21 protein-coding genes and 1 riboswitch are annotated in these 24,149 nt (G+C 32.5%); of the genes, 13 read left to right on the top strand and 8 right to left on the bottom strand.

What is annotated here, in order from left to right:
- Positions 1-601 precede the first annotated feature (601 nt).
- The 4 genes from Q0977_RS10950 (at position 602) to Q0977_RS10935 (ending at position 7,026) form a co-directional block, all read left to right on the top strand.
- Positions 602-1,528 (top strand): restriction endonuclease, encoded by a 927-nt coding sequence (locus tag Q0977_RS10950; protein WP_299513697.1) that lies wholly within the window; start codon positions 602-604, stop codon positions 1,526-1,528.
- 2 nt (positions 1,529-1,530) lie between these two features.
- Complete coding sequence (locus Q0977_RS10945; protein ID WP_299513694.1) at positions 1,531-4,794, top strand: DEAD/DEAH box helicase; 3,264 nt, start codon at positions 1,531-1,533, stop codon at positions 4,792-4,794.
- A complete protein-coding gene (locus tag Q0977_RS10940) occupies positions 4,791-5,810 on the top strand; it encodes an Eco57I restriction-modification methylase domain-containing protein (protein WP_299513691.1) in 1,020 nt (339 codons plus the stop codon). Before Q0977_RS10945 ends, Q0977_RS10940 begins: the two co-directional genes overlap by 4 nt.
- Positions 5,811-5,913: 103 nt before the next feature.
- Positions 5,914-7,026: a hypothetical protein gene (locus tag Q0977_RS10935; protein ID WP_299513688.1), complete on the top strand. Its 1,113-nt coding sequence runs from the start codon at positions 5,914-5,916 to the stop codon at positions 7,024-7,026.
- 554 nt (positions 7,027-7,580) lie between these two features.
- Here the strand turns inward: Q0977_RS10935 and Q0977_RS10930 are convergent.
- From Q0977_RS10930 to Q0977_RS10915, 4 genes are all read right to left on the bottom strand, one after another.
- Positions 7,581-7,859 carry an IS3 family transposase gene (locus tag Q0977_RS10930; RefSeq protein ID WP_299513685.1) on the bottom strand — a complete coding sequence of 93 codons (279 nt, stop codon included), beginning with the start codon at positions 7,857-7,859 and terminating at the stop codon, positions 7,581-7,583.
- 46 nt (positions 7,860-7,905) lie between these two features.
- Positions 7,906-8,328, bottom strand: a complete 423-nt coding sequence (locus Q0977_RS10925; protein ID WP_299513682.1) for a hypothetical protein — start codon at positions 8,326-8,328, stop codon at positions 7,906-7,908.
- Positions 8,329-10,176, bottom strand: coding sequence for a DEAD/DEAH box helicase (locus Q0977_RS10920; RefSeq protein ID WP_299513679.1), 1,848 nt, complete (start codon positions 10,174-10,176; stop codon positions 8,329-8,331).
- A 1,103-nt stretch (positions 10,177-11,279) separates the two neighbouring features.
- Positions 11,280-11,639: a hypothetical protein gene (locus tag Q0977_RS10915; protein ID WP_299513676.1), complete on the bottom strand. Its 360-nt coding sequence runs from the start codon at positions 11,637-11,639 to the stop codon at positions 11,280-11,282.
- Positions 11,640-12,069: 430 nt separating this feature from the next.
- On the opposite strand from Q0977_RS10915, the gene Q0977_RS10910 reads away from it, so the two are divergent.
- The 4 genes from Q0977_RS10910 (at position 12,070) to Q0977_RS10895 (ending at position 16,566) form a co-directional block, all read left to right on the top strand.
- The gene (locus tag Q0977_RS10910) at positions 12,070-12,366 is read left to right on the top strand and encodes a cupin domain-containing protein (protein WP_299513673.1); all 297 of its coding nucleotides are present in this window, start codon (positions 12,070-12,072) and stop codon (positions 12,364-12,366) included.
- 662 nt (positions 12,367-13,028) lie between these two features.
- A complete protein-coding gene (locus Q0977_RS10905; RefSeq protein ID WP_299513670.1) occupies positions 13,029-13,916 on the top strand; it encodes a helix-turn-helix domain-containing protein in 888 nt (295 codons plus the stop codon).
- Between the two features lie 122 nt (positions 13,917-14,038).
- Positions 14,039-15,613, top strand: coding sequence for a bifunctional diguanylate cyclase/phosphodiesterase (locus Q0977_RS10900; protein ID WP_299513667.1), 1,575 nt, complete (start codon positions 14,039-14,041; stop codon positions 15,611-15,613).
- An 88-nt stretch (positions 15,614-15,701) separates the two neighbouring features.
- Positions 15,702-15,790, top strand: a riboswitch (cyclic di-GMP riboswitch).
- A gap of 23 nt (positions 15,791-15,813) precedes the next feature.
- Complete coding sequence (locus Q0977_RS10895) at positions 15,814-16,566, top strand: hypothetical protein (RefSeq protein WP_299513664.1); 753 nt, start codon at positions 15,814-15,816, stop codon at positions 16,564-16,566.
- 333 nt (positions 16,567-16,899) lie between these two features.
- Here the strand turns inward: Q0977_RS10895 and Q0977_RS10890 are convergent, their stop codons facing one another.
- Entirely contained in the window at positions 16,900-17,529 is a 630-nt protein-coding gene (locus tag Q0977_RS10890; RefSeq protein ID WP_299513660.1) for a DUF2238 domain-containing protein, read from the bottom strand.
- 85 nt (positions 17,530-17,614) lie between these two features.
- A complete protein-coding gene (locus tag Q0977_RS10885) occupies positions 17,615-18,115 on the bottom strand; it encodes a DUF3231 family protein (RefSeq protein ID WP_124218695.1) in 501 nt (166 codons plus the stop codon).
- Between the two features lie 239 nt (positions 18,116-18,354).
- Here Q0977_RS10885 and Q0977_RS10880 point away from each other — a divergent pair, with 239 nt between their 5' ends.
- The 5 genes from Q0977_RS10880 (at position 18,355) to Q0977_RS10860 (ending at position 23,156) form a co-directional block, all read left to right on the top strand.
- Positions 18,355-18,816 (top strand): hypothetical protein, encoded by a 462-nt coding sequence (locus tag Q0977_RS10880; protein WP_119414640.1) that lies wholly within the window; start codon positions 18,355-18,357, stop codon positions 18,814-18,816.
- A gap of 15 nt (positions 18,817-18,831) precedes the next feature.
- Positions 18,832-19,278 carry an OsmC family protein gene (locus Q0977_RS10875; protein ID WP_299513654.1) on the top strand — a complete coding sequence of 149 codons (447 nt, stop codon included), beginning with the start codon at positions 18,832-18,834 and terminating at the stop codon, positions 19,276-19,278.
- A 709-nt stretch (positions 19,279-19,987) separates the two neighbouring features.
- On the top strand, positions 19,988-20,485 hold the full coding sequence (locus tag Q0977_RS10870) for a CarD family transcriptional regulator (protein ID WP_299513651.1): 498 nt from the start codon (positions 19,988-19,990) through the stop codon (positions 20,483-20,485).
- Between the two features lie 153 nt (positions 20,486-20,638).
- Positions 20,639-22,117 carry a histidine ammonia-lyase gene (gene hutH, locus Q0977_RS10865; protein ID WP_299513648.1) on the top strand — a complete coding sequence of 493 codons (1,479 nt, stop codon included), beginning with the start codon at positions 20,639-20,641 and terminating at the stop codon, positions 22,115-22,117.
- Positions 22,118-22,259: 142 nt separating this feature from the next.
- Positions 22,260-23,156 (top strand): 5'-3' exonuclease, encoded by an 897-nt coding sequence (locus Q0977_RS10860; RefSeq protein ID WP_199670746.1) that lies wholly within the window; start codon positions 22,260-22,262, stop codon positions 23,154-23,156.
- 74 nt (positions 23,157-23,230) lie between these two features.
- Here the strand turns inward: Q0977_RS10860 and Q0977_RS10855 are convergent, their stop codons facing one another.
- Positions 23,231-23,398, bottom strand: a complete 168-nt coding sequence (locus Q0977_RS10855) for a hypothetical protein (protein ID WP_299513640.1) — start codon at positions 23,396-23,398, stop codon at positions 23,231-23,233.
- A 199-nt stretch (positions 23,399-23,597) separates the two neighbouring features.
- Complete coding sequence (locus Q0977_RS10850) at positions 23,598-23,915, bottom strand: thioredoxin family protein (protein ID WP_119416345.1); 318 nt, start codon at positions 23,913-23,915, stop codon at positions 23,598-23,600.
- Positions 23,916-24,149 lie beyond the last annotated feature (234 nt).

Genomic DNA, 24,149 nt, shown 5'->3' with positions numbered 1-24,149 from the left:
TATAAGATATTTGGAGCTTACGTGTATTTTTTTACCCTAAATTGTTTGATAACCCCAACAATTAGTATAGAACCATTCTAATCTACTCACTGAAATTCTTCTAAATAGTCTACAAATTTTTGAATAGCTTCTACTTTAGCTTTCTTCGTAACATGTATATAAATATCTAATGTCAGAGTAGCCTAGGCAATATTGCTTCTTTAAATGAGGCGCCAGCTTCAAGTAATAGAGAGCAGTGAGTATGACGAAAAACATGTGGTGAAACATTTTTTAGGTTGTATTCCTTTTGCACACTATACATCTATTTTGCAACTTGAACAGGAAGATAAGCAAGCTGTATATATAGGTGAGGGGGAGGAGGTAAAATCTTTTTATTCATTTGTAAGTATAAATTCTTTAAAAGATTAGGGTTTATGTCTTGTGGAATACGTAATTCTCAAGAATTTTATTGATAGCGTTAGGGAATCAATTGAATTACAGTGGCGAATAAATTTCAAATTTTCTTATGATATAATAATGGCATAAAGAGACGAATTTTTTAATTAATATTATGTTATTAATTGAATATTAACTAACTTAATGTAATGGAAGGAAGATGACTATGCTATATGAGAGTTCAAAAGGAAAGAGTAATATGTGTGAACAATCATTTGCATATAATAGGATAATTGATATACGTGAACAAATGCACGGCATATTAGATATTCTCTTGGTTGATCGAACGACTTCGACATCAAAGACTAAGAAGAATATCATATGGGCAAACGAAAATTATATAGAGCATGGTAGAGAAGCTTATGCAGCGACTGCTCAAATACGACCAGAACTCGTAACGGGGGAAATGGGACAAATTATTAAGCCACGTGCCTTAAAATCAAAAGAACTTCAAAAAAAACGAACCAAATCGAAAGCAGAAGTGTTTACACCTACTTGGATTATAAAAATGCAAAATGATGAAATTGAAAAGAACTATTTAAATGATGACCTGGAAACCTATATCAAACGAACATGGTTAGAAATCGCTTGTGGTGAAGGCCCGTATATGGCAACTCGTTATGACATGTCAACAGGAGAAAGCGTTTCATTGCCCGAACGGGTTGGTTTTATAGATAGAAAGCTAAAACGTATCAACGCAGAAGTAGATGATAAAGCAGAATGGCAACGGTTGGTAGAAGAAGCCTATAAATCAAGTTATGGATTCGAATGGAGTGGTGATTCATTGTTACTTGCTCGTGAAAACTTACTTTATACTTATCGGGACTATTATTTTGCTAAATGGTTAGAAGATCCACTTTATGGATTGCTTGAAGATATTGCTGAAATCATCAGTTATAATGTTTTCCAAATGGATGGATTAAAATATATCATTCCATTATCAGAAAAACGAATAAAGATTAATGAAATTCAATTGTCACTTTTTGATGATGATGAGCCGGAAGTACAATGGGATATTAAACCTGGTAAGCGTGTAAAAGTGATGAATTGGGAGAAAAATAAAATGGAATTCTTTGATAAAGGAGTTAAATAGTTATGAGTGATAATACGGTTATCAAAACAACTAAAATTATTTATCCGCAGATTTATGCTTATACGTTACCGACCATTCCTGCTAATAAAGGGTGGGTTAAAATAGGCTATACAGAACGTGAAAATGTTGATGAACGCATTAAGGAACAAACTAAGACAGCAGCCATTAATTTGGATTATATAAAATTGTGGTCAGAGCCTGCAAAATTCAACACTTTTGATGGTTGGTTTAAAGACAAGCAATTTCATACTTATTTACGTAAGTATAAGAATGTTAAGCAAAGACCAAATACAGAATGGTTCTTCTATAATGGTACACCTGAAAAGTCGCATGACGACTTTGATGATTATCGCAATAATAAATTTAGTCAAGTTGAAGAAAAGTTAACCTATCAATTGCGTGCAGAGCAAGAAAGAGCAGTGTTGCAGACGCTTAATTATGCCAAAAAACATAAACATGGAGAATATCTTTGGAATGCTAAACCACGTTTTGGTAAGACATTAACCACCTATGACTTAGTTCGTAAAATGGATGCTTATAATGTACTTGTGGTAACCAACCGACCTGCAATTGCCAATTCATGGTTTGATGATTTTCAAAAATTTATTGCTTGGCAAACGGACTTTGCTTTCGTATCAACTAATGATTCATTAAAAAATCGTCCTGTAATGGATCGTGATGAGTTTGTACGAAATATGTTGGATAATGGAAAAGAACGTATGATTACTTTTATTTCTTTGCAAGACTTAAAAGGGGCAATTTCATTTGGTGGTGTACATGATAAGTTAAAATGGGTAAAGGACTTACATTGGGATCTTTTAGTTATTGACGAATCACACGAAGGAATTGATACATTAAAAACAGATATTGCATTTGAAAACATCAATCGTGATTTTACTCTTCACTTATCTGGAACGCCATTTAAAGCTGTTTCTTCAGGTAAATTTTCTGAAGAGCAAATCTTTAATTGGACCTATGCTGATGAGCAAGAAGCAAAATTGGAATGGAATAAACCTGAAGAAAATAATCCATATGAAAAATTGCCACGTTTAAGTCTATTCTCTTATCAAATGAGTCAAATGATTACAGATGAAGTGAATAAGGGTGCAGAGATTGATGGAAAAAATATTGATTTTGCCTTTGATTTAAATGAGTTTTTTGGAACAAAAGATAATGGCAGATTTGTGCATGAAGAAGATGTTAAGAAGTGGTTGGACACTCTTTCTCATAATGAAAAATATCCTTTTTCAAATAAAGAGCTCCGTAATGAGTTGAAACATACTTTTTGGCTATTAAATCGAGTAGCGAGTGCTAAAGCTTTACAAAAACTATTGGAAAATCATCCTGTCTTTGAAAACTATAAAATTATTTTAGCTGCAGGGGATGGGCGTGTAAGTGATGATCAAATTGTAAACCAAAAATCTCTTGAGAGAGTAAGAGAAGCGATTGCTAAGCATGATAAGACTATTACTTTGTCTGTTGGTCAATTAACGACAGGTGTGACGGTTCCAGAGTGGACAGCAGTTTTAATGCTCTCAAATGTGAAATCACCAAGTCTTTATATGCAGGCAGCCTTCCGTGCGCAAAATCCTTGGAAGTATGAAGTGGATGGTGAGTGGCATCAAAAAGAAAATGCCTATGTCTTTGACTTTGCACCAGAACGCACTTTGATGATTTACGATGAATTTGCAAATAACTTATATAGAAAGACATCAAATGGTGGTGGGACAACTACAGATCGTAAAGACAATATTCGAACGTTATTAAACTTTTTTCCAGTTATTGCAGAAGATAAAGAAGGGAAAATGGTTGATCTTGATGTAAACCAAGTTTTAACTATTCCAAAAGTTATTAAAGCTAAAGAAGTTGTTCGTCGTGGTTTTATGTCAAACTTGCTTTTCCAAAATATCTCAGGTGTTTTTACATCTGCGGGTGCGCGTGAAATCTTGGAACAATTAAATCCCGTTGATATTGGGAAAAACGTGTCACGTAAGACGCATGCTCATCTCGATATAAAAGATGTGCAGGTAGATGATAATGGCGAGGTAATAGTTGAGAAAGATATTATTGTTGCAAAGACAAATGCTCATTTTGGTGAGAAGGTCTATGCAGATATTAAGTATTCAGTTGAAAAAGCAGTAAATCAAATATCTGGAAGTTTTCCAAATGTTGTAGCCACTACATTCAAGCAAAATACACAAGATGTAGTGAAAGGCTTAGCAAAGGAAAATGGCTTGACGGCAAAAATCGCTGAGCGAGTTGTGCAAAAAAATGCAAATGTAATTGCACGTGAAGTAGAAATCGTTCAAAAGAAAGCTGAAATTCAAAAGGCTGAAGCAGAAATCGAATATAAAGCTGTTATAGCAGATGCTCATAATGATGAAGTAAAAGTTGCAGAAGCTAAAGCAGCTTATGAAGTAAAGAAAAAACAAATCGAAGGAAACCTTAAAAATAATGTTACTTCAGCAGTTGAAACTATGACCAAAGAATTGGTGGGAAAATCAACTGAAACGATTTTAAAAAAAGCTGAAGAAAAAAAGAAAAATTTAGTTGAAGACGATGTGCGTTCTCGATTACGTGGCTTTACAAGAACAATCCCATCATTCTTGATGGCGTATGGCGAACTTTCTACAACATTGGAGTCATTTGACAAAACTATTAAGGATGAGGTCTTTAAAGAAGTAACAGGTATCACATTAGAACAATTCAGAACTTTACGAGATACATACAATTTCTTTGATCCTGTTGTATTTAATCAATCCGTCCTAGAGTTTTTGAGAAAACGTACAGAGCTCGCAAACTATTTTGATGAAAGTCAAGATGAGGACATTTTTGATTACATTCCACCACAACAAACCAATCAAATCTTCACTCCAAAAAAAGTTGTAAAGATGATGGTTGATAAGTTACAAGAAGAAAGTCCAGAAATCTTTATGGATCCTGAAAAAACATTTGTAGATCTTTACATGAAATCTGGTCTTTATATTACGGAGATAGTTAAACGACTTTATGTTGGATTAGAAAAGAAAATTCCTGATGAAAATGAGCGCTTAAAGCATATTCTTGAAAATCAAGTTTATGGTTTTGCACCAAGTGAAATTATATATAATATAGCTCGGAACTTCATCTTTGGCTTTGATGAAAAGGCAAAAAATATCGATGACTCACATATAGTTTATCTTGATACAACACCTTTTGCTCGTGGTGAAGCAGATATGAATTTTGAAGATAAATGTGATGAAATTTTTGGAGGTAAGAATAAATGAAATTTGATGTAGTAGTGGGAAATCCCCCATATCAAACTGAGGCTGGAGGTACAAGTACAAGTGATGATCCGATTTATCATCATTTCTACGATTTGGCTGAAAAAGTTGGAGAAGAATATATTTTAATAACTCCAGCAAGGTTTTTATTCAAAGCTGGGAAAACACCAAAAGCATGGAATATTAAAATGCTAGAGGATCCGCATAATAAGGTTGTTTATTACGAGCAAAAAGCAGCAAACGTTTTTCCGAATACTGATATTAAGGGTGGAGTTGTTGTACTATATCATAATAATAGAGAAAATTTTGGTGAAATTGGTACTTTTACATCATATCCAGAGCTAAATTCAATCATGAAAAAAGTTCTTACAAATGACTTTAAATCAATTGCATCTATTGTTTATACTCAAACTAAATTTAATTTAGATACTCTTTATACTGATTATCCTGCTTATAAAAAAATATTGGGTAATAATGGTAAAGACCGACGTTTCGATAAGCCAATATTTTCAAGACTTGATGTGTTTACTGAAGAAGCAAGTGATGAGCCTTCGTATAAAATTTTAGGAAGACATGATAATAAACGTGTCTGGAGATATATACCGCAAAAATATGTAGAATCTCATGAAAATTTAATTAAATGGAAAGTAATACTTCCTGTTTCAAACGGTAGTGGTACATTAGGAGAAGTGCTTAGTACGCCACTCATTGGAGCTCCGCTCGTTGGATATACTCGTTCTTTTATTAGTATAGGTTCATTTGAAAGTAAAATAGAGGCAGAGGCTTTATTGAAATATATTAAATCAAAATTTTTAAGGACTATGCTTGGTATTTTGAAAGTTACTCAGGATAACACTGCTGAAAAGTGGGAAAAGGTCCCTTTACTTGATTTTACATTTAATTCTGATATTGATTGGATAAAATCTATTTCAGAAATAGATCAGCAACTATATAAGAAATTTGGGTTAAACCAAAAAGAAATTCAATTTATCGAAGATAAGGTAAAACCTATGGATTAATACCAATTATGATTAAATTTCTTCTAAAAGATTTTAATTCTATAGTTTTGATGTAAAATAAAAGTACCATTTAATGGTACTTTTATTTTTTAGGAGGATAAAAATGAAAAAACGTGACACAGAAAGAAAACACGCTTTTGCAGATGAGTTATTTGAAAAATGTAATATTTATGATTTGCAAGGATTATTGTTAAATAAAGATTATGAATTTACAACAGCTATTGAAGGAGTTTATTTAGAAGAAAATGAAAATTGGAGAGAACTTAATCAGCTTTTTTCTTCTGATGAAATAAACGCTAAATTATTAATGGCGGAAAAATTAAATATTCCATTTTATATTATATGTCATTCTTTTGATACGAATAAAAGTCATAAGTTTGAGATAATTAAATACTATAGAACAGACAAGGGGATTTATCCCAATTTAATAGAAACATTTGATGAATTGAAATTCATTAGTTGGTGGAAAGAATTAAAAGGAACAATACAAACAAAAGGCTTTAGAAATGAGGCAAAAGAAAGGACTATTAATAGTTATATAGATATTGTGCTTGCAAAATATGGTCTAATGTGGGGAGGAAATGTCGATGGATTTATGTTATCTGAAGATAAATCAAATATAAGAGCCATTATAGAAAAAAGAATTTGTAATGAAAATACAAAAATTGAAGACTACAATCCTGCTAAGTATTTTTATAATGCTAAGGATCCATTACGAAATGATTACTTTACATGGAAACCTTTGATAAAGTTAGTGATTGCTCTAAAGTCTCCTCTTTATCTTATGACCTTTCAAAATAATGTAAACGATAAATTTGGGATAAGTCATGTGAAAAATATTATTAATGGGTTGAATTTTTATGGTCGTACTCCAAATTCTAACCTAAAGAGAAATATAAACGATTTTTCACTATATTATACTAATTCATTTTATCAAAAGATTCCTAATTCGTCAGGTAATTGTGAAAAATGTACAAATATTGTATATTACAATGATGCTGATGAATGTATAAAAAGAAAATCTGAGTTCCAAGGCAAAATTTATTGCGAAAATTGCAGATCAAATTTTAAAAAATCGAGTCAATTGAGAATAACTTGTGAATATGGAAATTGTAATAGGGTCATCTCTGATAGGGTGAAAAAGTACTGCGAAGATAATAAAGTACTTTTTAATAACAAATATTATTGTTACGATCATCAAAGAAATTTTAAATAGGCATAAGTTATTTTGTAAAATGGATTTTTTATATATTAATGAGGTAATTTTATAAAAGAAGTAATCTCTTTGCCTGCTGGGAAGACAATGGATTTAATTAAAAAATACTTAATTCACGCACATTCTTATCCTAGATCATACAAGGATTCACAAATATATGACATTTCGGAGAGTAGGTGGTGTTATGGATACACTTTATAGTGTTGATCAAGAGTTAATCCTAAAGTCAGAAGACATAATATTGATGAATAAATCAGTTATTTAAACAAAGAGATTAAAGAACGACTCCAAGGTTATATTCATGATAGAAAATATACTTTTGGTTTTGGGGAAAAGGAAAATTATAATTTTTATATATTAAAAGCTGAACAAAATTCGGATCATCTTCCAAAACCGAAAGAAGGAAATTTATAATCACATACTTACTATATGTATGAGGAGATTACTAATAGGAAAAGAGAGATTTTAAGAGAGTCACAGCTAAAGTATTAAATAATATTATTATCAAGTGATAAGGCTTGGAATCCCTAATGTTATGATGTTTTCACGTTCTTTTAAGGGTTTTTGTGTCGGTGTTGGTCTCGGTATTTTTTAACGATGTAAGAACGGATACCTGCCTCTTTCATAATTCGTTGAATACGATTTATACCCCCTTGATAGCCTTCTTTTTTGAGGACTTCAAAGATTTTAGGAGCGCCATAACACCCTTTACTTTCTTGATGAATCTCACGAATACGCTTCAGTAATTCTTCCTTTTTGATATGATAGAAATTCGGCTTCTTATGAAAAGATTGGTAATACGTACTTTTCAGCGTTTTTATCTTAATAGGCATAGAAAAACACTACTTTCAAAAAAAGTAGTGCAACGTAGGAAATTATTTAAGCTGTTAATTGTAATATATTCGTAAGCTCAACAGAAAGATCTTCAGGAAGTGAATTAATAAAAGCATCAATTTCTTGTGCAGAGTATGAAGAAGTTAGAATAGAAATTATTTCTTGGAGTAATTTAGAAGTAGTTTCTTTTCTATCCCAAATAATTGTTTTAGTATCTAAAAATTCTTCTTCAATCGTAATTACTTGTTTGTCCTTGTAGAAATACCTAAGCTTTGTGTCAATTAGTGAGCCATTATAATTTTCTTCATAAACTATTTCTCCGACTAATAGACCGTTGTGCTTTAAAAAACTAATCTGCTTGTAGTTTTCTAAAAATATATTATCAGCTAAATCTGAAGGTTGAACTCCGGTTGTTAAGTAAAGCTTAACTAAACTATCCAATTTATTTTGTAAAATATTATTTTTCATTTAAAGCATCCTCCTAAGTTCTTCAACTAGGTTTTCAAGATATCTTTGGGACGCAAGTAGTTGTTCCGGTTCTCTTTCTTTTACGGGCCCAAATTTACTAGCAAGTCTAGAATTCATGTATCTTACAAGAATTCCGTCATTAGGTGTATTCGGTTTGAGATTTTTTATAGGCCTTTTAAATTTTAAATATAACGAGTGACCTTTGGGATCAATGTTTTTCTCTTCTAAAATAGCTTGTGCAGCTTCATTAGCAGTAGTATACAGAGCGTTCCTTGATTTTTTTCTAATTAATTCAGGGCGTTTTGAAATAAGTATTTCATCAATTTCTCCTTTTTTCTTAGAAATTGCACTTTCTCTTAGCCCTTTAGCAGCTACTTCGATGTCTTCTTCTGAAAAACCAGCAGCTCTCATGGCCTCTTTCTTCTTATTAAGTTCTTCGTCGATTTCAAGACGGGCTTTATGAAACATCTCGTTAAAATCAATAGTATCTAAATAAGAGTCCGTCTCACTAACAAAGTAATCATCTTTATTGATAGACCCATAGACAATCTCTCTTTTAATATATTCTCGATCAGAAATTGTATATTCCTTAACAGGAATTTTTTTGCTTTTTTCAACTTCTTTCGAGAAATATTCCCACATATCGTTGAGTCCTATTTCCTCATGATATATTACTACAGCATTGTTATCAATTGCAAAGTCTGTGATTTCATTATCAGGTATTGCACGTAATACCCTTCCAATCACTTGAGCAAATGCATTTAAACTTCTATAAGGTCTGAATAGAGCTAATACAGTTAAATACTTATGATCATAGCCTTCCATTAACATATTAACAGATACGACGACATTACACTGATGGTTATCAATGGATAAAAAGGCATTTTCTAATTGCTCGGGACGCATTTTACTATGAATTATTTGAACTGTTTGCCCTTGATTGCTGTACCAAGAAGCGATATCTTTTGCATGTTCAATGCTACAAGCTATAGCTAAGATTTTATGTGGAACTTTTGGAGAATAATCATTTAATTGTTTGAGCTGTTTTATGCTTTCTGTTATTACATCTAGCGAGCATTCTTTTGATAAAGCAATGGATTTTTCCACCCATTCACGCTCTTTCAGAAGCAATACTTCTTCCAAAGTTAAAGTGCGTGATTCGCCAGGTAGCGTGAAATAAAGATTAGAGTTATTTATCGTTTCTTTACGTAACCATTTAACATATTTTAATGCCATTACATCAGATAGAGGGGTATTGTGAATTTCTTCTCCTGGCAATTCTTTATGGTCTCCTCGGTAAGGAGTACCAGTAACATGTAATTTTTTAGCTTTATTGAAATAATCTATAGCTTGTTTCCAAGTGTCAGCTACAGAATGATGTGCCTCATCCACAATAATTAAGTCGAAGAAATCATTATCAACACGATTAAGTAACGAACTATCTCTATCTGTATATAATTTATGTACATTTGCAATGACGAAATCACATTTTTCTAAACTAGAGTCAAGCATATCAGATGAATATTCTTCAACTACAGGTAAATCTTCTGGATCAAACAAAATATCGGTGTTAAGCCAAAAATTATCTTCAAGTGGGTGAAGAGTTTTGACCACACTCTTTTTAGTTACTAATCCTGGTGTAATTACTAATACACGTTTTTTTGCTACTCCGTATGGTGCTATAGCTATTAATCCACTTTTACCTGTACCAGTAGGGAGAACAACTAATGCCTCACCATGGGGGTTTGTTGTGAAATATTCTTTAATTTTTAAATAGGCTTGAATTTGAGGGTCACGTAATTTATGATTGCCTTCTATATTAGGTACTACATCAAAAAAATAGCTCATCAAATCGCCTCCATTAATTAATATAAAAATTATACCAAAAAATAGAGCTACAAGAAATATCTTGTAGTTCTATTTTTAAAGGTGCGCCAGGCATGGATGATTACTTGGTGGTGAAAGTCTACTACAGACTTGGCAGTAGGAACTGTTAGCGAATGGCAATGGTGTCCATGGTGACATGGAATCTTCGGACGTAAATTCTCGAACTGACGAACAGAAACTATATAAAATGCTGAATTGGAGTGGATGAGTTTGCCTTACATAACAAAGTCCAATACTGCCAGAATTCCATACAGTAAATATAGCAGTTACATGAGAAGAAGTTAATCATTCTTACCCGGGGAGGTCTCATAAGGGCTATTCAATTAGCAATTAAGTTAGAGATAACCTAATGAATTATGAGAAGTCAGCAGAGGTCATTGTAGTTCTTAGAATGAAGGACCGAACAATCTTAAATCTTGGAAAACAAGGAGGTGTAGATATCCTGACTAACTGCAGCCAACATCGTAGTAAAGACCAAAAGATGGCTACCTATGGATGGATAAGTTGGAAACTGAAGAGTATTTAGGAGCGGCATAGGGATATCGACATAGATATGAAAGAACAAGATGGTATCAACTTAAATGATAAAGTCACCACAAACAATAATCTTTGGAGTGCATACAAGAAAGTGAAACAAAATCCCTTTTGAAGGGTGGTTTTGATTAATCAAAAAGTATTTCAAAAAGTAATTTAAAGTAGCTAGTTTAACCTTTTCAGTAACGTGAATATACACTTCCATAGTAATGTTTTGGCTAGTTGAGTGTCCAAGCCGTTGGGCGATTCTGGGTAAAGTTGCTCCGCTGTCTTCCAATAAAGTAATTTGAGTATGACGCAGACCATGGACAGTAATTTTTTTGATTTTAGTACTGTTTAAAAATTCAGTTAATCAATTACTTGTATTATTGTTAATAAATAGTTATTTTTAATATTATTAAATATAAGTTGCTCTTTATCCTTTAGATGTAGTATAGATTTATGGATACAACTTGGTTAAGTCATTAAATATTGAGCTAACGAAAGGTCGTGTCCGAATCATGAGTCAAATCTACGTAGCTTTAAAAATATCACTTTTTCCTTTTATTATAGATTAGGCTGTCTACAGAACCATTAAAAGTAAGTATTAGGCTTTCTTCTAGCATGTCGTGTTTTTTTAGATATAAATTTTTTATTTGCTTATGTAATAAGTCATCTTTTGGTGGTTTACTTGTGATAATTCGACTAATATCTTCTGGTTCTATTGAAAAATCAACAATTGAAAAATTATTTAGTGCTTCTGCCGTTTTTGCAATGTTTCCTATTTTGGCATATGTATAAATTACGTATTGTCTCAAATCTATTGGTTGATAGTTTTCTATAAGTTGTATGTATTCCTGAATTTCTTGTAAATCTTTTTTTGCTTGAGTAAGTGTACGAAAAGTTTTCATAAGAATGCCTCCATACTAGTGATAAGTTTAAAAAGAAAAAGTCAGTCAAATTTATTGTAATATCTAATTAGTTAATAGTATAGATTCATTAGCTACTTGTAGGATAATTAATTTGTAAATTTCCTATATTCCCCTAAATATAATATGTATTCTTATTTCAATGTTATTTTCCTTTTAAAGTTGAAAGCAACCCAGTAGATTTATATGATAAAAATCACTATATCTTTTTTGGTTATTTATAACAGTTACTAGAAGGTATTTTTCCTTTGGTCTAAATTAACGATTTGATTGATGACTTTTAAATTCAAAGTTGTAAAGATAAGCATAATAAATACCATTTGGCGATGATTTATTTTGTGACCCCCATCACAGTCAACGATTAAAAAAGTTCCTATGATAAACATATAAATATTAAAGGAGCTGTCCAATTATGCAAAAACTACAAATCGCGAGCGTCTTAGCGGAACAAGCGAAAAAAATGGGTAAAGTATTAGAGCACGAACAATTTGATTTACTAAACGTGCAGTTACGCGCAGGAGAGGAAATTCCGGCGCACAACGTTAACAACACCGCGATTGTTATCGTACGTAAAGGTGATGTGGTGTTCAACGTAGAAGGAGAGGACGTGGCATTAACAGCTGAGGATGTACTGTTATTTGATCCACTTGAAATGCATAGCTTAAAAGCGGTAACAGAAGTAGATATTATCGTTGTAAAATTAAAATGATGAAAAAGAGTTGTTTGCCGATGAACAACTCTTTTTTTACGTTATTTTTCTTTTAATGTTGCAATTTATATATTAGAGAAAACTACATTGGTAGATTTTGTTTCAATCATTAATGATTTTCTGTACATTGGGTTTCATTGGAAATGTACCCCCACAACAGTAGCTGGAAGAAGCTTATAAAATATATTAAAGCTTCTTTGTACAAGTAGGTTTACCTTCCATATCTTCATATTAACAGATAAAAAGAGATTAATTTCCTAAAGTAAGGGTAGAAATTGATCTCTTTTTTTTATTTCTTTTAAATCGTCAAGGATCCAGTTAAAACGTATTTATACGATAAAATTGCTCTAGATTAGAGGTATGAAAAAATCCCCCTTAATATGGGGGATTTGGAAAAGTGCTATAATACTTAGGGTACAAGAGAAAAGAAAGTATTCAAAATAAGATTTTAGTATATAGCAAAAAAGTGTTGAAGTGAAATAGTTCCTGCAGAAGATAGTAATACAGCAGCTGCAACTAAACGATTTAGGAAAATAGATTTCTTTTTCATCATTTTCTCATTCCTTTCTTTTATGTTATATAAGTTATTATAATCAATAAATTTCAATTAAAATAAAATGTAAACAAAATTATACATATATCTTAAATTAGGGGGTTATTAAATGGAAATTGGCCAAGTTATTAAAAAAATACGTACAAATAAAAACATTACACAACAATCACTAGCCAATGCGATTGGTATGACTCGTCCCTATATTGCTCGAATCGAATCAGGAAAAAATAGTATTTCATCAGACAAGCTTACTGAAATATTGGATTATTGTAATGTAACATACAATGAGTTTTTTTATATTAAAAATGATTATAAAAAATCATCAAAAATGAATGCCTATAATGAGGTAATAAAGTTATTCTATGATAAAAAAATAGAAGAGATCTCAAAAATAAAAAAAGAAGCAGAAAAGAAATATAAAGAAAATGGCGACATTTTTTTAAGACATTTATATATTTTATGTCATTGTATGGAAAATGATTTGGATGTAGATAAAATAAATAAAGACTATATTCAGGAAATGGCAGATTATTTACTAAGTATCGATGATTGGTGCTACCATGAGTTGGTTGTATTAAACAATTTTTTATTTATATTTCCTCCTGCTACTGCTCTTTTAATGTCAAAAAATTTACTGAAATATGCAGAAAAATATAAGGAATTGAATTCGGATACAAAAGTATTAAGCTATTTAATATTTAACCTTTTAGAATTAAGTATAAAAAATAATGACATTGAATCTGCTAGAATGTTATTGAGTGCTACGAAAGCATATACAATAAAAAATACAGAGTTTTTTGAACTAACATTATCATTGTTTTATGAAGGAATGCTAAATATAGTAGATGATTCCATTCTGGAGGGAATTGAAAAGTGCAATAAATCCTTGGATATATTCAAAACTTTAGGTAATGAGTATTTTTATACAAAATTAAAAGAAGACCTAGAAAATCTATTAAAAAAGAAGCTGGCTTCAAATAAAAAGGATAACGTATAAAATAATACACAAAAAAAAATTATTGCCTCTCAATAAGATTAAATATATATAACGGAAAATATATTTATTCGGTTCTAATGCTTAATATTATGCATTTAGGATTATAAGGTCGGGTGGTAATAATGGGTAAAAGGTATAGTATCTTTTATTTGCTTTTAAATCTTATTTTAATCATTTTATTTGGAGTTAGTCTTTTTACTGATAACCTAACAGTTGTAAATATTATTATTTTTTCTATTGTGCTGATCGTTCAAGTAGGGTTAGTCAATTACTTTAAGGTTCTTCATCAAGATATCGCGAAAAAGGTTGTGGATACAGAAAAAGATTTAATGGCTACTGAGGAAAAAATAAAGCATGAAAGGTATTTTGATGATATTACAGAATTACCAAACGAACGATATTTGTTAGCCAAAATTAAAGAAAATCTACATGCTAATTCTTCTGATAAAGCGGTACTAGTTTTTGAAATAGATAGGTTATCTTCTATTAAGTCTTTTCTCGGCTCTGTTTATTCGGATTGCCTATTACGTAATGTGGCACAAAGATTACAAGAGCAATTATCCGACCAATTAATCATTGGGAAGTTAAGAGATGATCAATTTGTCATTTTAATCGATCATTATGAAAGTCGCGATGATATTTTGAATTTTTGTAGCCAACTTCAGAGCATAATGGAAACACCTTTTGAAATTCAGTATTCTTCTTTGAATAATAGTTTGAATATTGGTATTTCATTTTATCCGAAAGATGCAGAGTCGGAGTTGGATTTAATTAAATTTGCTCAAATTGCAGCATACGAGGCAAGAAATACGCATGAACATATTTTGTTTTATGAAGAATCCATGTCTGATGTCCGAACTGTTAAAGTAACATTGGAGAATGATTTGTTTAATGCACTAAAAAACAATGAATTATTTTTAGTATATCAACCTCAAGTAAATACGATGACAGGTGAAATTAGTTCAATGGAAGCGTTAGTTAGATGGCAGCACCCGAAAAGAGGGTTGATCTCTCCAGGTGAATTTATACCTGTTGCTGAAGAGTCAGGGTTGATAAATCCAATTGGTAAATGGGTACTTGAAACAGCATGTTATGAAACAAAAAAACTTCAGGATCACTTGGGAAGGTCAGTTAAGATTGCGGTTAACTTATCATTGTGTCAGTTATTTCAAGGGGATTTTGTTCAAACCGTGAAACAAATATTAGAAAAGACTGGATTACCTCCACAATCATTACAATTGGAATTAACTGAAAGTATGACGATGAATACGGATCACCTTACACCAATACTTCATGATTTAAAGTCGCTGGGTGTTACATTAGCTGTTGATGATTTTGGGACTGGCTATTCGTCCTTATCTTATTTGAGGGATTTGCCAATTGATTGTTTGAAAATCGATTGCTCATTCGTCAAAAATATCCAACCAGATACAAGTAATGAACCAATAGTGGATATGATTATATCAATGGCAAAACATTTAAATTTAAAAGTAGTCGCGGAAGGTGTAGAGGAAATAACGCAGTTTAATTATCTGATGAAAAGTAAGTGTGACTTTATACAAGGCTATTTATTTAGTAGACCAATAACTATTGAACAAATTTCCAACACTCTTTGTGATGTACAACGTAAAACAAAAGAAATTATTCAATCATTACAAGAGCAACATACACATGAGGCTGTTCGAAAAGGTTTATGAAATAGACTTTGAGGGCAGACCTCTATTTTTATTTCTATTGAGCTTTTACTATATTCTTGACAATTTACTCCGATAAATTATATGGAATACAACAAAAGGGTACAGTCAGGGAAACTTGGTGTCACAAAGCTACAGGGGCTAAGGATTTTATGATATCTATGTCAGCCAGCTACCGTTACCCAAACGAGGAGGAAAAGGTAATGAAAACAAGAAATGTAACAAAAATTTTAACAGGTCTAGCAGCAGTTAGTTTAGTACTTGGCACTACTTCTTTAGTAAGTGCAAAAGGTGCAGATCATGGTAAATCAGGTCATAAAGAAAAAGTAGAAAAAGTAGACAAAACAAAAGATAAGAAAAAAGAAAATAAGAAAAAAACAGTTATTAAATCTAAAGCTGGAAAAACAGTTGAAAAGCGTTTGAATTCGGTTAATAAAAATGTATCAGCTATTACTAAATCTATTAACATATTTTTCGGAGTGAATGAAGATGGTACAACTGATAAAGAGTTAAGTGAAAAAACTGCTTCAAAAAAATATAAAAGCTATAAAGGTAAACTCAAAGCAGAGATCAATAAACTACGTACAATTAACAAACAACTAAAATCATTAAATAAAAAGAATAGATTAAGTGAATCAGATTATGAAGCTTTAATTAAGAAATCCGAAGAATTAGAACAACTTGCAAAAGACGAGATTGATAGAGTCGAATCACTAGCAGAACAAGCTTCAACCACTAAAGAGGATTCAGAACAAACTAATGCTACAGATGAACAAAAAGATTCAGATGGCCAAGAAGATACTGAGGATGCAAAAGAACAAACAGAATCTGATGATCAAATAGATTCTGGTGATACAGATGACCAATCAGATGCAGTAGAACAAACAAAAACAGATGATACATCAGATCAACCCTCAACTGTAGATATAGCAACTCCTACAGTTCCAGCTCAATAATAGAGACGGTTACTAACTCGATAGATATACTTAATACATTGGGCATGAGTTCAATAATTTGGACTCATGTCTTTTATTTTTTATAGATGTTGATAAGATTGATGTATCTGATTCATTTTGTTAAAGTCATTATATTGGAAGATGGAAAAGTAACCGTCAGCGGTACGCATGAAGAGCTTCAACAGTCTCATCCCTATTATCAGCAACTCTTATCTAGTACAGCACTTTCCTAAAGGTACTGGGAGGCGTCATTTTTAAAAGGAATTGACTGTTCCAATTAGAACTTTCAATTCCTTTTACCGATTACCGATTCACCTTAAAATTGTAAAGATTTCATTTTCGTATTTTTGCTAATAACTTGTTATGCAATCGTACAAAAATAATATATGAAAGTAAGGAACCTATTAAAGCCATGGTCATATCCCATTCTGCATCCCATCGATCACCTTGCATGCCTAAAAATCCTTTTGCCACTTGGGTACCCTTGGCAATTTTATAGGATAACATTTCGACGATTTCGTATAAAGAAGCAATCATCATTATAGTGGTAAAGCTGAAAAAGAAAAGCCAAGCTCCTTTTTGAATTTGTGTTTTTCGAACAATGATTTCTCTTACAATGATGATAGCCATTCCTTTCATCAAATGTCCAAAGCGATCATAGTCGTTTCTTTTTAAATCAAACTTATCTTTTATCCAATCAAATAAAGGAACTTTTGCAAAAGTATAATGAGCGCCGATAAATTCAATAATCACCAATATGGCAATGATGATATAGGAAAGTGTAGTAAATCGAAAGCGATGATATGTCGCAATAACGATAATCAGACAGATAAAAATAGGTCCGCCATCTGCTGCCCAACTTGAATAACTCAAAGGTTTAATGAGCGACCAGATTAAAACAATAACAACAATTAGTAATAAAAACAAATGAAATTTTTTTACGATAGGTTTGTTTTGAGCCATTACAACCCACTCTTTCAAAAATATTAGTTGAGAATGCCAAAAAAGGGAACGATTGAAGTCGATCCCTTTAAAATATTTTAAATGATTATTCTGGTTTATGAAGTGGGGGATGAGCAATCCATCCTTTTTCTTTGTTTAACTTTAACAGCTTGTATCCAATCATAGCCCAATCCATGTGATATTTAGCAAATGATTTGGCAATATCTTCACGAGTACATTGTCCCATGACCATACTACAAGCAACTAGTCCTTGTCCGACATTTACAGAAACTGTTGCACTGATTTGAGGATCTACATATCTTGCACCAGCAGGAATATCTTCTAAATTTGCCTTTGGTACTCCTGGTAAACTAGGTGGAGGCGTAATGCCATTGTTTTTGAGAATCTCTTCTACCTCTTTGTTATGCCTTTTCATCATCTCAATTGCATCTTGAAGAATCTTTTTAAGATCTTCATCACCTGTATGATTTACAGAAATTTCATATCCACTGATTAAACCATTATTAGCAGCAACATATGACCACAATCCTGTAACTTCACCATAATGTAAAGGTTCAACTTTAGGGTTACCATCCATAACACCCATATAAACTCCTCCAATCGTATTGTATAAACTTATCATTTTCTTAAAATGGTCTTTTTATACATTCTAATATTTATGTTTTGGAACAAAATAATTTAAATGACCGTCTACTATTTAAACTGTTAAGATGGCTTTATGATATGATAATATGGCATAATTTGTTATATACAGAAAGTGTCGACGAGTAGTAAAATAAATATTTTGAAATGTACTTTTGATAAGCTTTTAGAGGTGAATTATATTTGGAAAAGCGAAAACGATTATTGCAAGGGATTTTAGTGGTATCTGTCATTGAAATCTTATGCTTTTATTTTATAGGTAGAGATTATTTATTTATCAATGGATTAGACGACATGATTACCTATGTTGTTGTGGGAAATGTGTTCTTTTTTGTTAGTTACTTTTTATTGGTCGAAACAAGTAATTTCCGGAAAAAGTATATCTTAATAATCATTGCTTATGTGTTATTAGTAGTTGCACCTTTTGTTTATAAGAGTCATATTCCAACTTTTAATGCAGAAGATGCTACGGAAATTATTCAACGTACAGAAGGCGGAAAGGTTGTCAAAGATCGAGTTTTTGGACAAACAATGATCGATTATGATGGACAAGAGGTCTACATTATTACTATTAAGAAAAATAAAGAAATTGAACGCTTCGCATTTGATCCAAAAACAGAGAAATATTTTTCATTTGGTAACTAGAAAAGGGGATTTCAAATGGCAGAACATATTTTCACTTTAACTGCATCTTGGCCAGGTGGTCGTAATTCGGTAGGAGAGATTGCATCTGGGCAACTCCAAACAAAGGTATCCATTCCTCCTGAAATGGATGGACCAGGAGTAGGGACGAACCCAGATGAAATGCTTCTCGGTGCTGCAGCGACGTGCTATATCATCACGTTAGCTGCAATGCTTGAACGTGCAAACTTAGAAACTAGTAAGTTGACAATGACTTCAGAAGGTTTGGTAGATGTAACGAATGGGGTATTCACCTATGTCAAAATCACACATAAACCTACAATTGTAATCCCAAGTACTTACACAGAAAAACAAGAAAGACAAATTGTACGTCTTGCGGAAAAAGCAGAAAAGACATGTATGATTAGCAAAGCTATTCGCGGTAACGTAGAAATAGCCTTAGAAATCACCATAGATTATGAATAATTTAGGAAACACCTTTTAGTTTAGTAGCTGAAAGGTGTTTTTTTTTGCGATTTCGCTCTAGGTAGGACGTAAATTGTTAAGATATGGTATACAATTAAAAAGGAGCGAATAAAATGCACAAGATCCTTGTTCGCGGCTCAAATGAAAGTATGAAACAAGTAAAACCAGCCACGGAGAAAAAGAGTATATCGTCTTCTGTGAATTCGCTCTCGATAGGACGTAAATTGCTGAAAGGGCGAATACAATTCGAAAAGGAGCGAATAAAAGTAATCAGGGAGCGAATAAACGAGGCGAGGGAGCGAATAAAACCCATCCAAGAGCGAATAAAATGCACAAGATCATTGTTCGCGGCTCAAATGAAAGTATAAAACAAGTAAAACCAGCCGCGAAGAAAAAGAGTATACCGTCTTCTGTGAATTCGCTCTCGATAGGACGTAAATTGCTGAGAGAGCGAATACAATTACAAAAGGAGCGAATAAAAGTACTCAGGTAGCGAATAAACGGCGCCAAGGAGCGAATAACCTCCCTCCAAGAGCGAATAAACCCATTTCGCTGCTCGGATGTAAGTTCAAAAATAAAAAAACATTAGAAATACAGAAAAATTATTTGATAAGATAGAAATAGGATAGTTGGTATATATTAGCAGTTCCTAATTTAGAAAACCAGTTGATGGAAAGTTAAAATCTTAATATCTAAAAGGAGATATATAATGTTTACTGTTGGAGATACAGTTTTTTATAGTTCGAATGGAGTTTGTGTCATTGAAGATATTCAAGAGCGAACTTTTTGGGGAGAGAAGAAATTATATTATATTCTACGTTCCTCCCATAATGAAGCTTTAAAGTTATATTACCCTGTAGAAACAGCTCAGTCGCAATTAACTGAAATTGTTTCTAAAAAGAAAGCTGAGTTGATTTTAGAACAATTTAAAAATCCACCTGATCCTTGGAATGAACGTATGCAAGAACGACAACATAGTTATCAGAAAATACTAAAGTCAAATAATCATATTCAGATAGCTAAAATGGTTAATACAATTTTAAGAAGGAAAATAGAATTAGAAAGTCAAGAGAAAAAGTTATCTAGTGGAGATCAGCAACTTCTTAATCAAGTATTGCCGATTTTATATAAAGAGCTTGCGGTTAGCTTAGATATTTCAGTAGAAGTTGTGATAAAAGAAGTAGAACAATTAATCCAAAATCACTAATGAATAATTTAAAAAAGAGACTTTGAACAAACTTGTTCAGAATCTCTTTTTTATTTACCTAAGAATTATCCAAATACAAAGAGTAATTAGTTTTCGTTTTGCATACAAAATAGCTATAGAAGAAATAATACATCTATAGGAGATGATAGATGCATGATTCAATTAGATGGCGATCGACTAACAGTTGCAGATATGAAAGCAATCTTATACGAAGGTGAAAAAATAGAAATAGCCCCATCAGCACGAGCAGCAGTAGAGAAAAGTAGAAGAGCTGTAGAGCAAATTGTTAAACAAAAAAAGACGGTATATGGCATAAATACAGGGTTTGGCAAATTCAGTGATGTGAAAATTCCTAGAGAGGATACTCGATTATTGCAATTGCATCTAATTCGATCACATGCATGTGGAGTAGGGGAACCTTTTAGTGAAATTGTTTCAAGAGCCATGATTATTTTACGTCTAAACGCATTATTAAAAGGGTATTCAGGTATCCGTTTAAAGGTATTGGAACGACTTTGTTATATGGTCAATCATTGTATTCATCCTGTCATTCCACAACAAGGTTCACTAGGTGCATCTGGAGATCTTGCAGCTCTCTCACATTTAGCATTAGTTCTGGTGGGTGAAGGCTTCATTTGCCAAGATGAGCAATCAGTCGCTTCAACAGAAGTTTGGCGACAGCACCAATTACAACCAATTGAATTGGAGGCGAAAGAAGGTCTAGCTCTGATTAACGGTACACAAGCGATGACAGCTCAAGGTGTCGTAAATTTTATAGAGGCTGAGAAATTGGCATGCGATAGTGAATGGATTGCAGCGATGACGATTGAAGCATTACGTGGAATAACAGATGCCTTTCACCCAGCTGTCCATGAAGCAAGAGGTTACAAAGAACAAATAGATGTAGCAAAAAGAATGCGTGAGTGGCTAAAGGATAGTGAACTCACAACTGAACAAGGAGAACTTCGAGTACAAGATGCATATTCTTTAAGATGTATTCCGCAAATACATGGAGCAAGTTGGCAAGTGTTAAGCTATGTGAAAGAAACACTAGAGATTGAGATGAATGCTGCAACAGATAACCCACTTATTTTTGATGATGGTCAAACCGTTATTTCGAGTGGGAATTTTCATGGTCAACCAATTGCATTTGCGATGGATTTTTTGAAAGTAGCGATAGCCGAATTAGCAAATGTATCCGAAAGAAGAATTGAAAGATTAGTGAATCCACATTTGAATGAGGGATTGCCACCATTTTTAAGTCCAGAACCAGGGTTACAATCAGGTGTCATGATCCTACAATATACTGCTGCAAGCCTTGTTTCTGAAAACAAGACGTTAGCTCATCCAGCTTCTGTAGATTCTATCCCATCATCTGCGAATCAAGAAGATCATGTAAGTATGGGGACAATTGCTGCTAGACATGCGTATCAAATTATCAAAAACTGCCGAAAAGTACTGGCAATCGAAGCAATTTGTGCTGCACAAGCGGTTGAATTTAGAGGTGTTGAATATATGGCGCCAAAATTAGGTGGGAAATGGCAAGATGTACGTAATGTTGTCCCAAGTATTAAAAGAGACCGAGTATATAGCAAAGATATCGAAAAAATGGCTGCTTACTTATGCCCATAGTTTTTGTTTTATGAAACATAAAAGGGGAAAAGAGGATTTTATGCATTACACTTTAATAGTATAGAGCAATATTGGAAGCTTCATTGTAAACTATTTTTGATATAATAGAGACCAATAGTTTACGAATGGAGCGAACTTTATCTTGGAAAATCAACAACCTCATATATTACTAATTGATGGTATGGCACTTTTGTTCCGTTCATTTTTTGCAACAGCGCCTATGCATCAATTTTTCAGAAAAGCAGATGGTACCCCAACTAATGGCGTACAAGGATTTGCAAGACATGTATTAAGTGCACAGTCAATTTATCGACCAACCCATTTAGCGGTTTGCTGGGATATGGGTGCTCAAACATTCCGTAACGAGCTTTTCGATGGTTATAAAGCGAATAGACCAGCTCCACCAGATGAGTTAAAGCCTCAATTCGATATGGCACGAGAAGTATCTGAAATGATAGGCTGGAAAAACTTTGGTATAAAGGGTATGGAAGCAGATGACGCGATTGGTTCCATTATTAGCAAGTGGAAAGATGAAGCCAAAATCACAGTAGTTAGTGGTGATAAAGATTTACTGCAACTATTAAATCCTTCAACAACGATCGCTTTAACGAAAAAAGGTTATACAGAATATAATATCTATACAGATCAACGTTTTAAAGAAGAATATGAGATTGAACCACCATTATTTGCAGAAGTAAAAGCATTTATGGGTGATTCAAGTGATGGCTATCCTGGAGTAAAAGGGATTGGGCCTAAAACAGCATTGAAACTAATACAATCATATGGCTCAGTTGATGGAGTATTAGAATCTCTTGAAGAATTAAAACCTGGTCAACGTACGAAAATTCAAGAAAATGAAGAGATGTTAAAACTTTCTTTACAACTAGCTCGCATCAATACAGAAGTGCCAATTGAAGCTACGATTGATGATTGTACATTACCAATTTGGGATAAAACGAAACTCGAACAGTTAACAATGGAAGGATATTCATTAATCTCTCGTCATGCTCGTTCATTGATGGAGATTGCTGTTAGATAATCTAATCTTTAAATTCATATCATCTTAACGAAGAGCACAGTTGCGAAAAACAACTGTGCTCTTTTAAAACGGATTTAATCTGATGTCTTTCTTCTATTCATAATAAAGAACATAATAATTACCCCGACTAGCATTCCTATGAGTGTACTCCAATATATTGAATCATTTATTAAAAAATAGGCTATAAAGTAACCTAGTAATATACCTAACACCATCCATACGAGCATTTTTATTTTTGACATAATAGGCCTCCTCAAAATATTAGTATCTACAAATACATATTATGTAAGAGTATAATGAATTCCTCTTATGTCATTCAAATTAAAACTCAAGAGATCTTTTCGCGGATTGAAGACGTTTTCCTATCGATATAAAAATCACCAATCCACTAAATATAAAAAGACCTACCAAAACGATTGGCAGGCCTCTAAAAAAGAAAAATTATTTTTGTGCATCCAAGAATGTTGTAACATCTTGTGGAGATTTTGCGTTTGCACTATGCAAGTGAGCAAGTTTTTCGCCATCTTTGAAGATTAAAAGGCTTGGAATACCCATTACTTGATATTTGTCTGAGATCTCAGGGAAATCATCACGATTGATTTCGTACCATGTATATTGGTTATATTCTTCGATGATTGGATCGATGAACATGTTCATACGTGAACAGTCAGGGCACCATCCAGCAAAAAACTTAACAATTACTGGTTCAGAAGCTGAGATTACTTCGTTAAATTGTTCTTCAGATAAAATTGGTTTCATATGAAAATCCCTCCTAATAATTTTTAGTCTACACGTATTATGGGCTTGTATGCTAGTAAATTGTTTGCTCAAGATTGCCTGTATGTCTTATTCCAGCGAATATATCTATTAACATAGTTATTTTGAACATTTTCTCGTAAAAAAGCAGATTTTTTCTTGCGGAAATTCTCTAAATAGTCTAAAATAAATTTCAGATAAGAAAGTTTTATTTTTTTGATTATAAAATGAATGAGC

This window comes from uncultured Rummeliibacillus sp. (assembly GCF_934216135.1).
Taxonomy (GTDB): Bacteria; Bacillota; Bacilli; order Bacillales_A; family Planococcaceae; genus Rummeliibacillus.
Note: the sequence above shows the minus strand (reverse complement) of the source record. Positions and strands in the feature narration are given on the sequence as shown.

Excerpts from the sequence above, each read along its gene's own strand:
- Q0977_RS10910 (WP_299513673.1), top strand. The coding sequence starts at position 12,070 with ATGCAAAAACTACAAATCGCGAGCGTCTTAGCGGAACAAGCGAAAAAA.
- Q0977_RS10950 (WP_299513697.1), top strand. The coding sequence starts at position 602 with ATGCTATATGAGAGTTCAAAAGGAAAGAGTAATATGTGTGAACAATCA.
- Q0977_RS10905 (WP_299513670.1), top strand. The coding sequence starts at position 13,029 with ATGGAAATTGGCCAAGTTATTAAAAAAATACGTACAAATAAAAACATT.
- Q0977_RS10940 (WP_299513691.1), top strand. The coding sequence starts at position 4,791 with ATGAAATTTGATGTAGTAGTGGGAAATCCCCCATATCAAACTGAGGCT.
- Q0977_RS10850 (WP_119416345.1), bottom strand. The coding sequence starts at position 23,915 with ATGAAACCAATTTTATCTGAAGAACAATTTAACGAAGTAATCTCAGCT.
- Q0977_RS10900 (WP_299513667.1), top strand. The coding sequence starts at position 14,039 with ATGGGTAAAAGGTATAGTATCTTTTATTTGCTTTTAAATCTTATTTTA.
- Q0977_RS10870 (WP_299513651.1), top strand. The coding sequence starts at position 19,988 with ATGTTTACTGTTGGAGATACAGTTTTTTATAGTTCGAATGGAGTTTGT.
- Q0977_RS10855 (WP_299513640.1), bottom strand. The coding sequence starts at position 23,398 with ATGTCAAAAATAAAAATGCTCGTATGGATGGTGTTAGGTATATTACTA.
- Q0977_RS10945 (WP_299513694.1), top strand. The coding sequence starts at position 1,531 with ATGAGTGATAATACGGTTATCAAAACAACTAAAATTATTTATCCGCAG.
- Q0977_RS10885 (WP_124218695.1), bottom strand. The coding sequence starts at position 18,115 with ATGGGTGTTATGGATGGTAACCCTAAAGTTGAACCTTTACATTATGGT.
- Q0977_RS10890 (WP_299513660.1), bottom strand. The coding sequence starts at position 17,529 with ATGGCTCAAAACAAACCTATCGTAAAAAAATTTCATTTGTTTTTATTA.
- Q0977_RS10895 (WP_299513664.1), top strand. The coding sequence starts at position 15,814 with ATGAAAACAAGAAATGTAACAAAAATTTTAACAGGTCTAGCAGCAGTT.
- Q0977_RS10875 (WP_299513654.1), top strand. The coding sequence starts at position 18,832 with ATGGCAGAACATATTTTCACTTTAACTGCATCTTGGCCAGGTGGTCGT.
- hutH (WP_299513648.1), top strand. The coding sequence starts at position 20,639 with ATGATTCAATTAGATGGCGATCGACTAACAGTTGCAGATATGAAAGCA.
- Q0977_RS10930 (WP_299513685.1), bottom strand. The coding sequence starts at position 7,859 with ATGCCTATTAAGATAAAAACGCTGAAAAGTACGTATTACCAATCTTTT.
- Q0977_RS10915 (WP_299513676.1), bottom strand. The coding sequence starts at position 11,639 with ATGAAAACTTTTCGTACACTTACTCAAGCAAAAAAAGATTTACAAGAA.
- Q0977_RS10920 (WP_299513679.1), bottom strand. The coding sequence starts at position 10,176 with ATGAGCTATTTTTTTGATGTAGTACCTAATATAGAAGGCAATCATAAA.
- Q0977_RS10925 (WP_299513682.1), bottom strand. The coding sequence starts at position 8,328 with ATGAAAAATAATATTTTACAAAATAAATTGGATAGTTTAGTTAAGCTT.
- Q0977_RS10935 (WP_299513688.1), top strand. The coding sequence starts at position 5,914 with ATGAAAAAACGTGACACAGAAAGAAAACACGCTTTTGCAGATGAGTTA.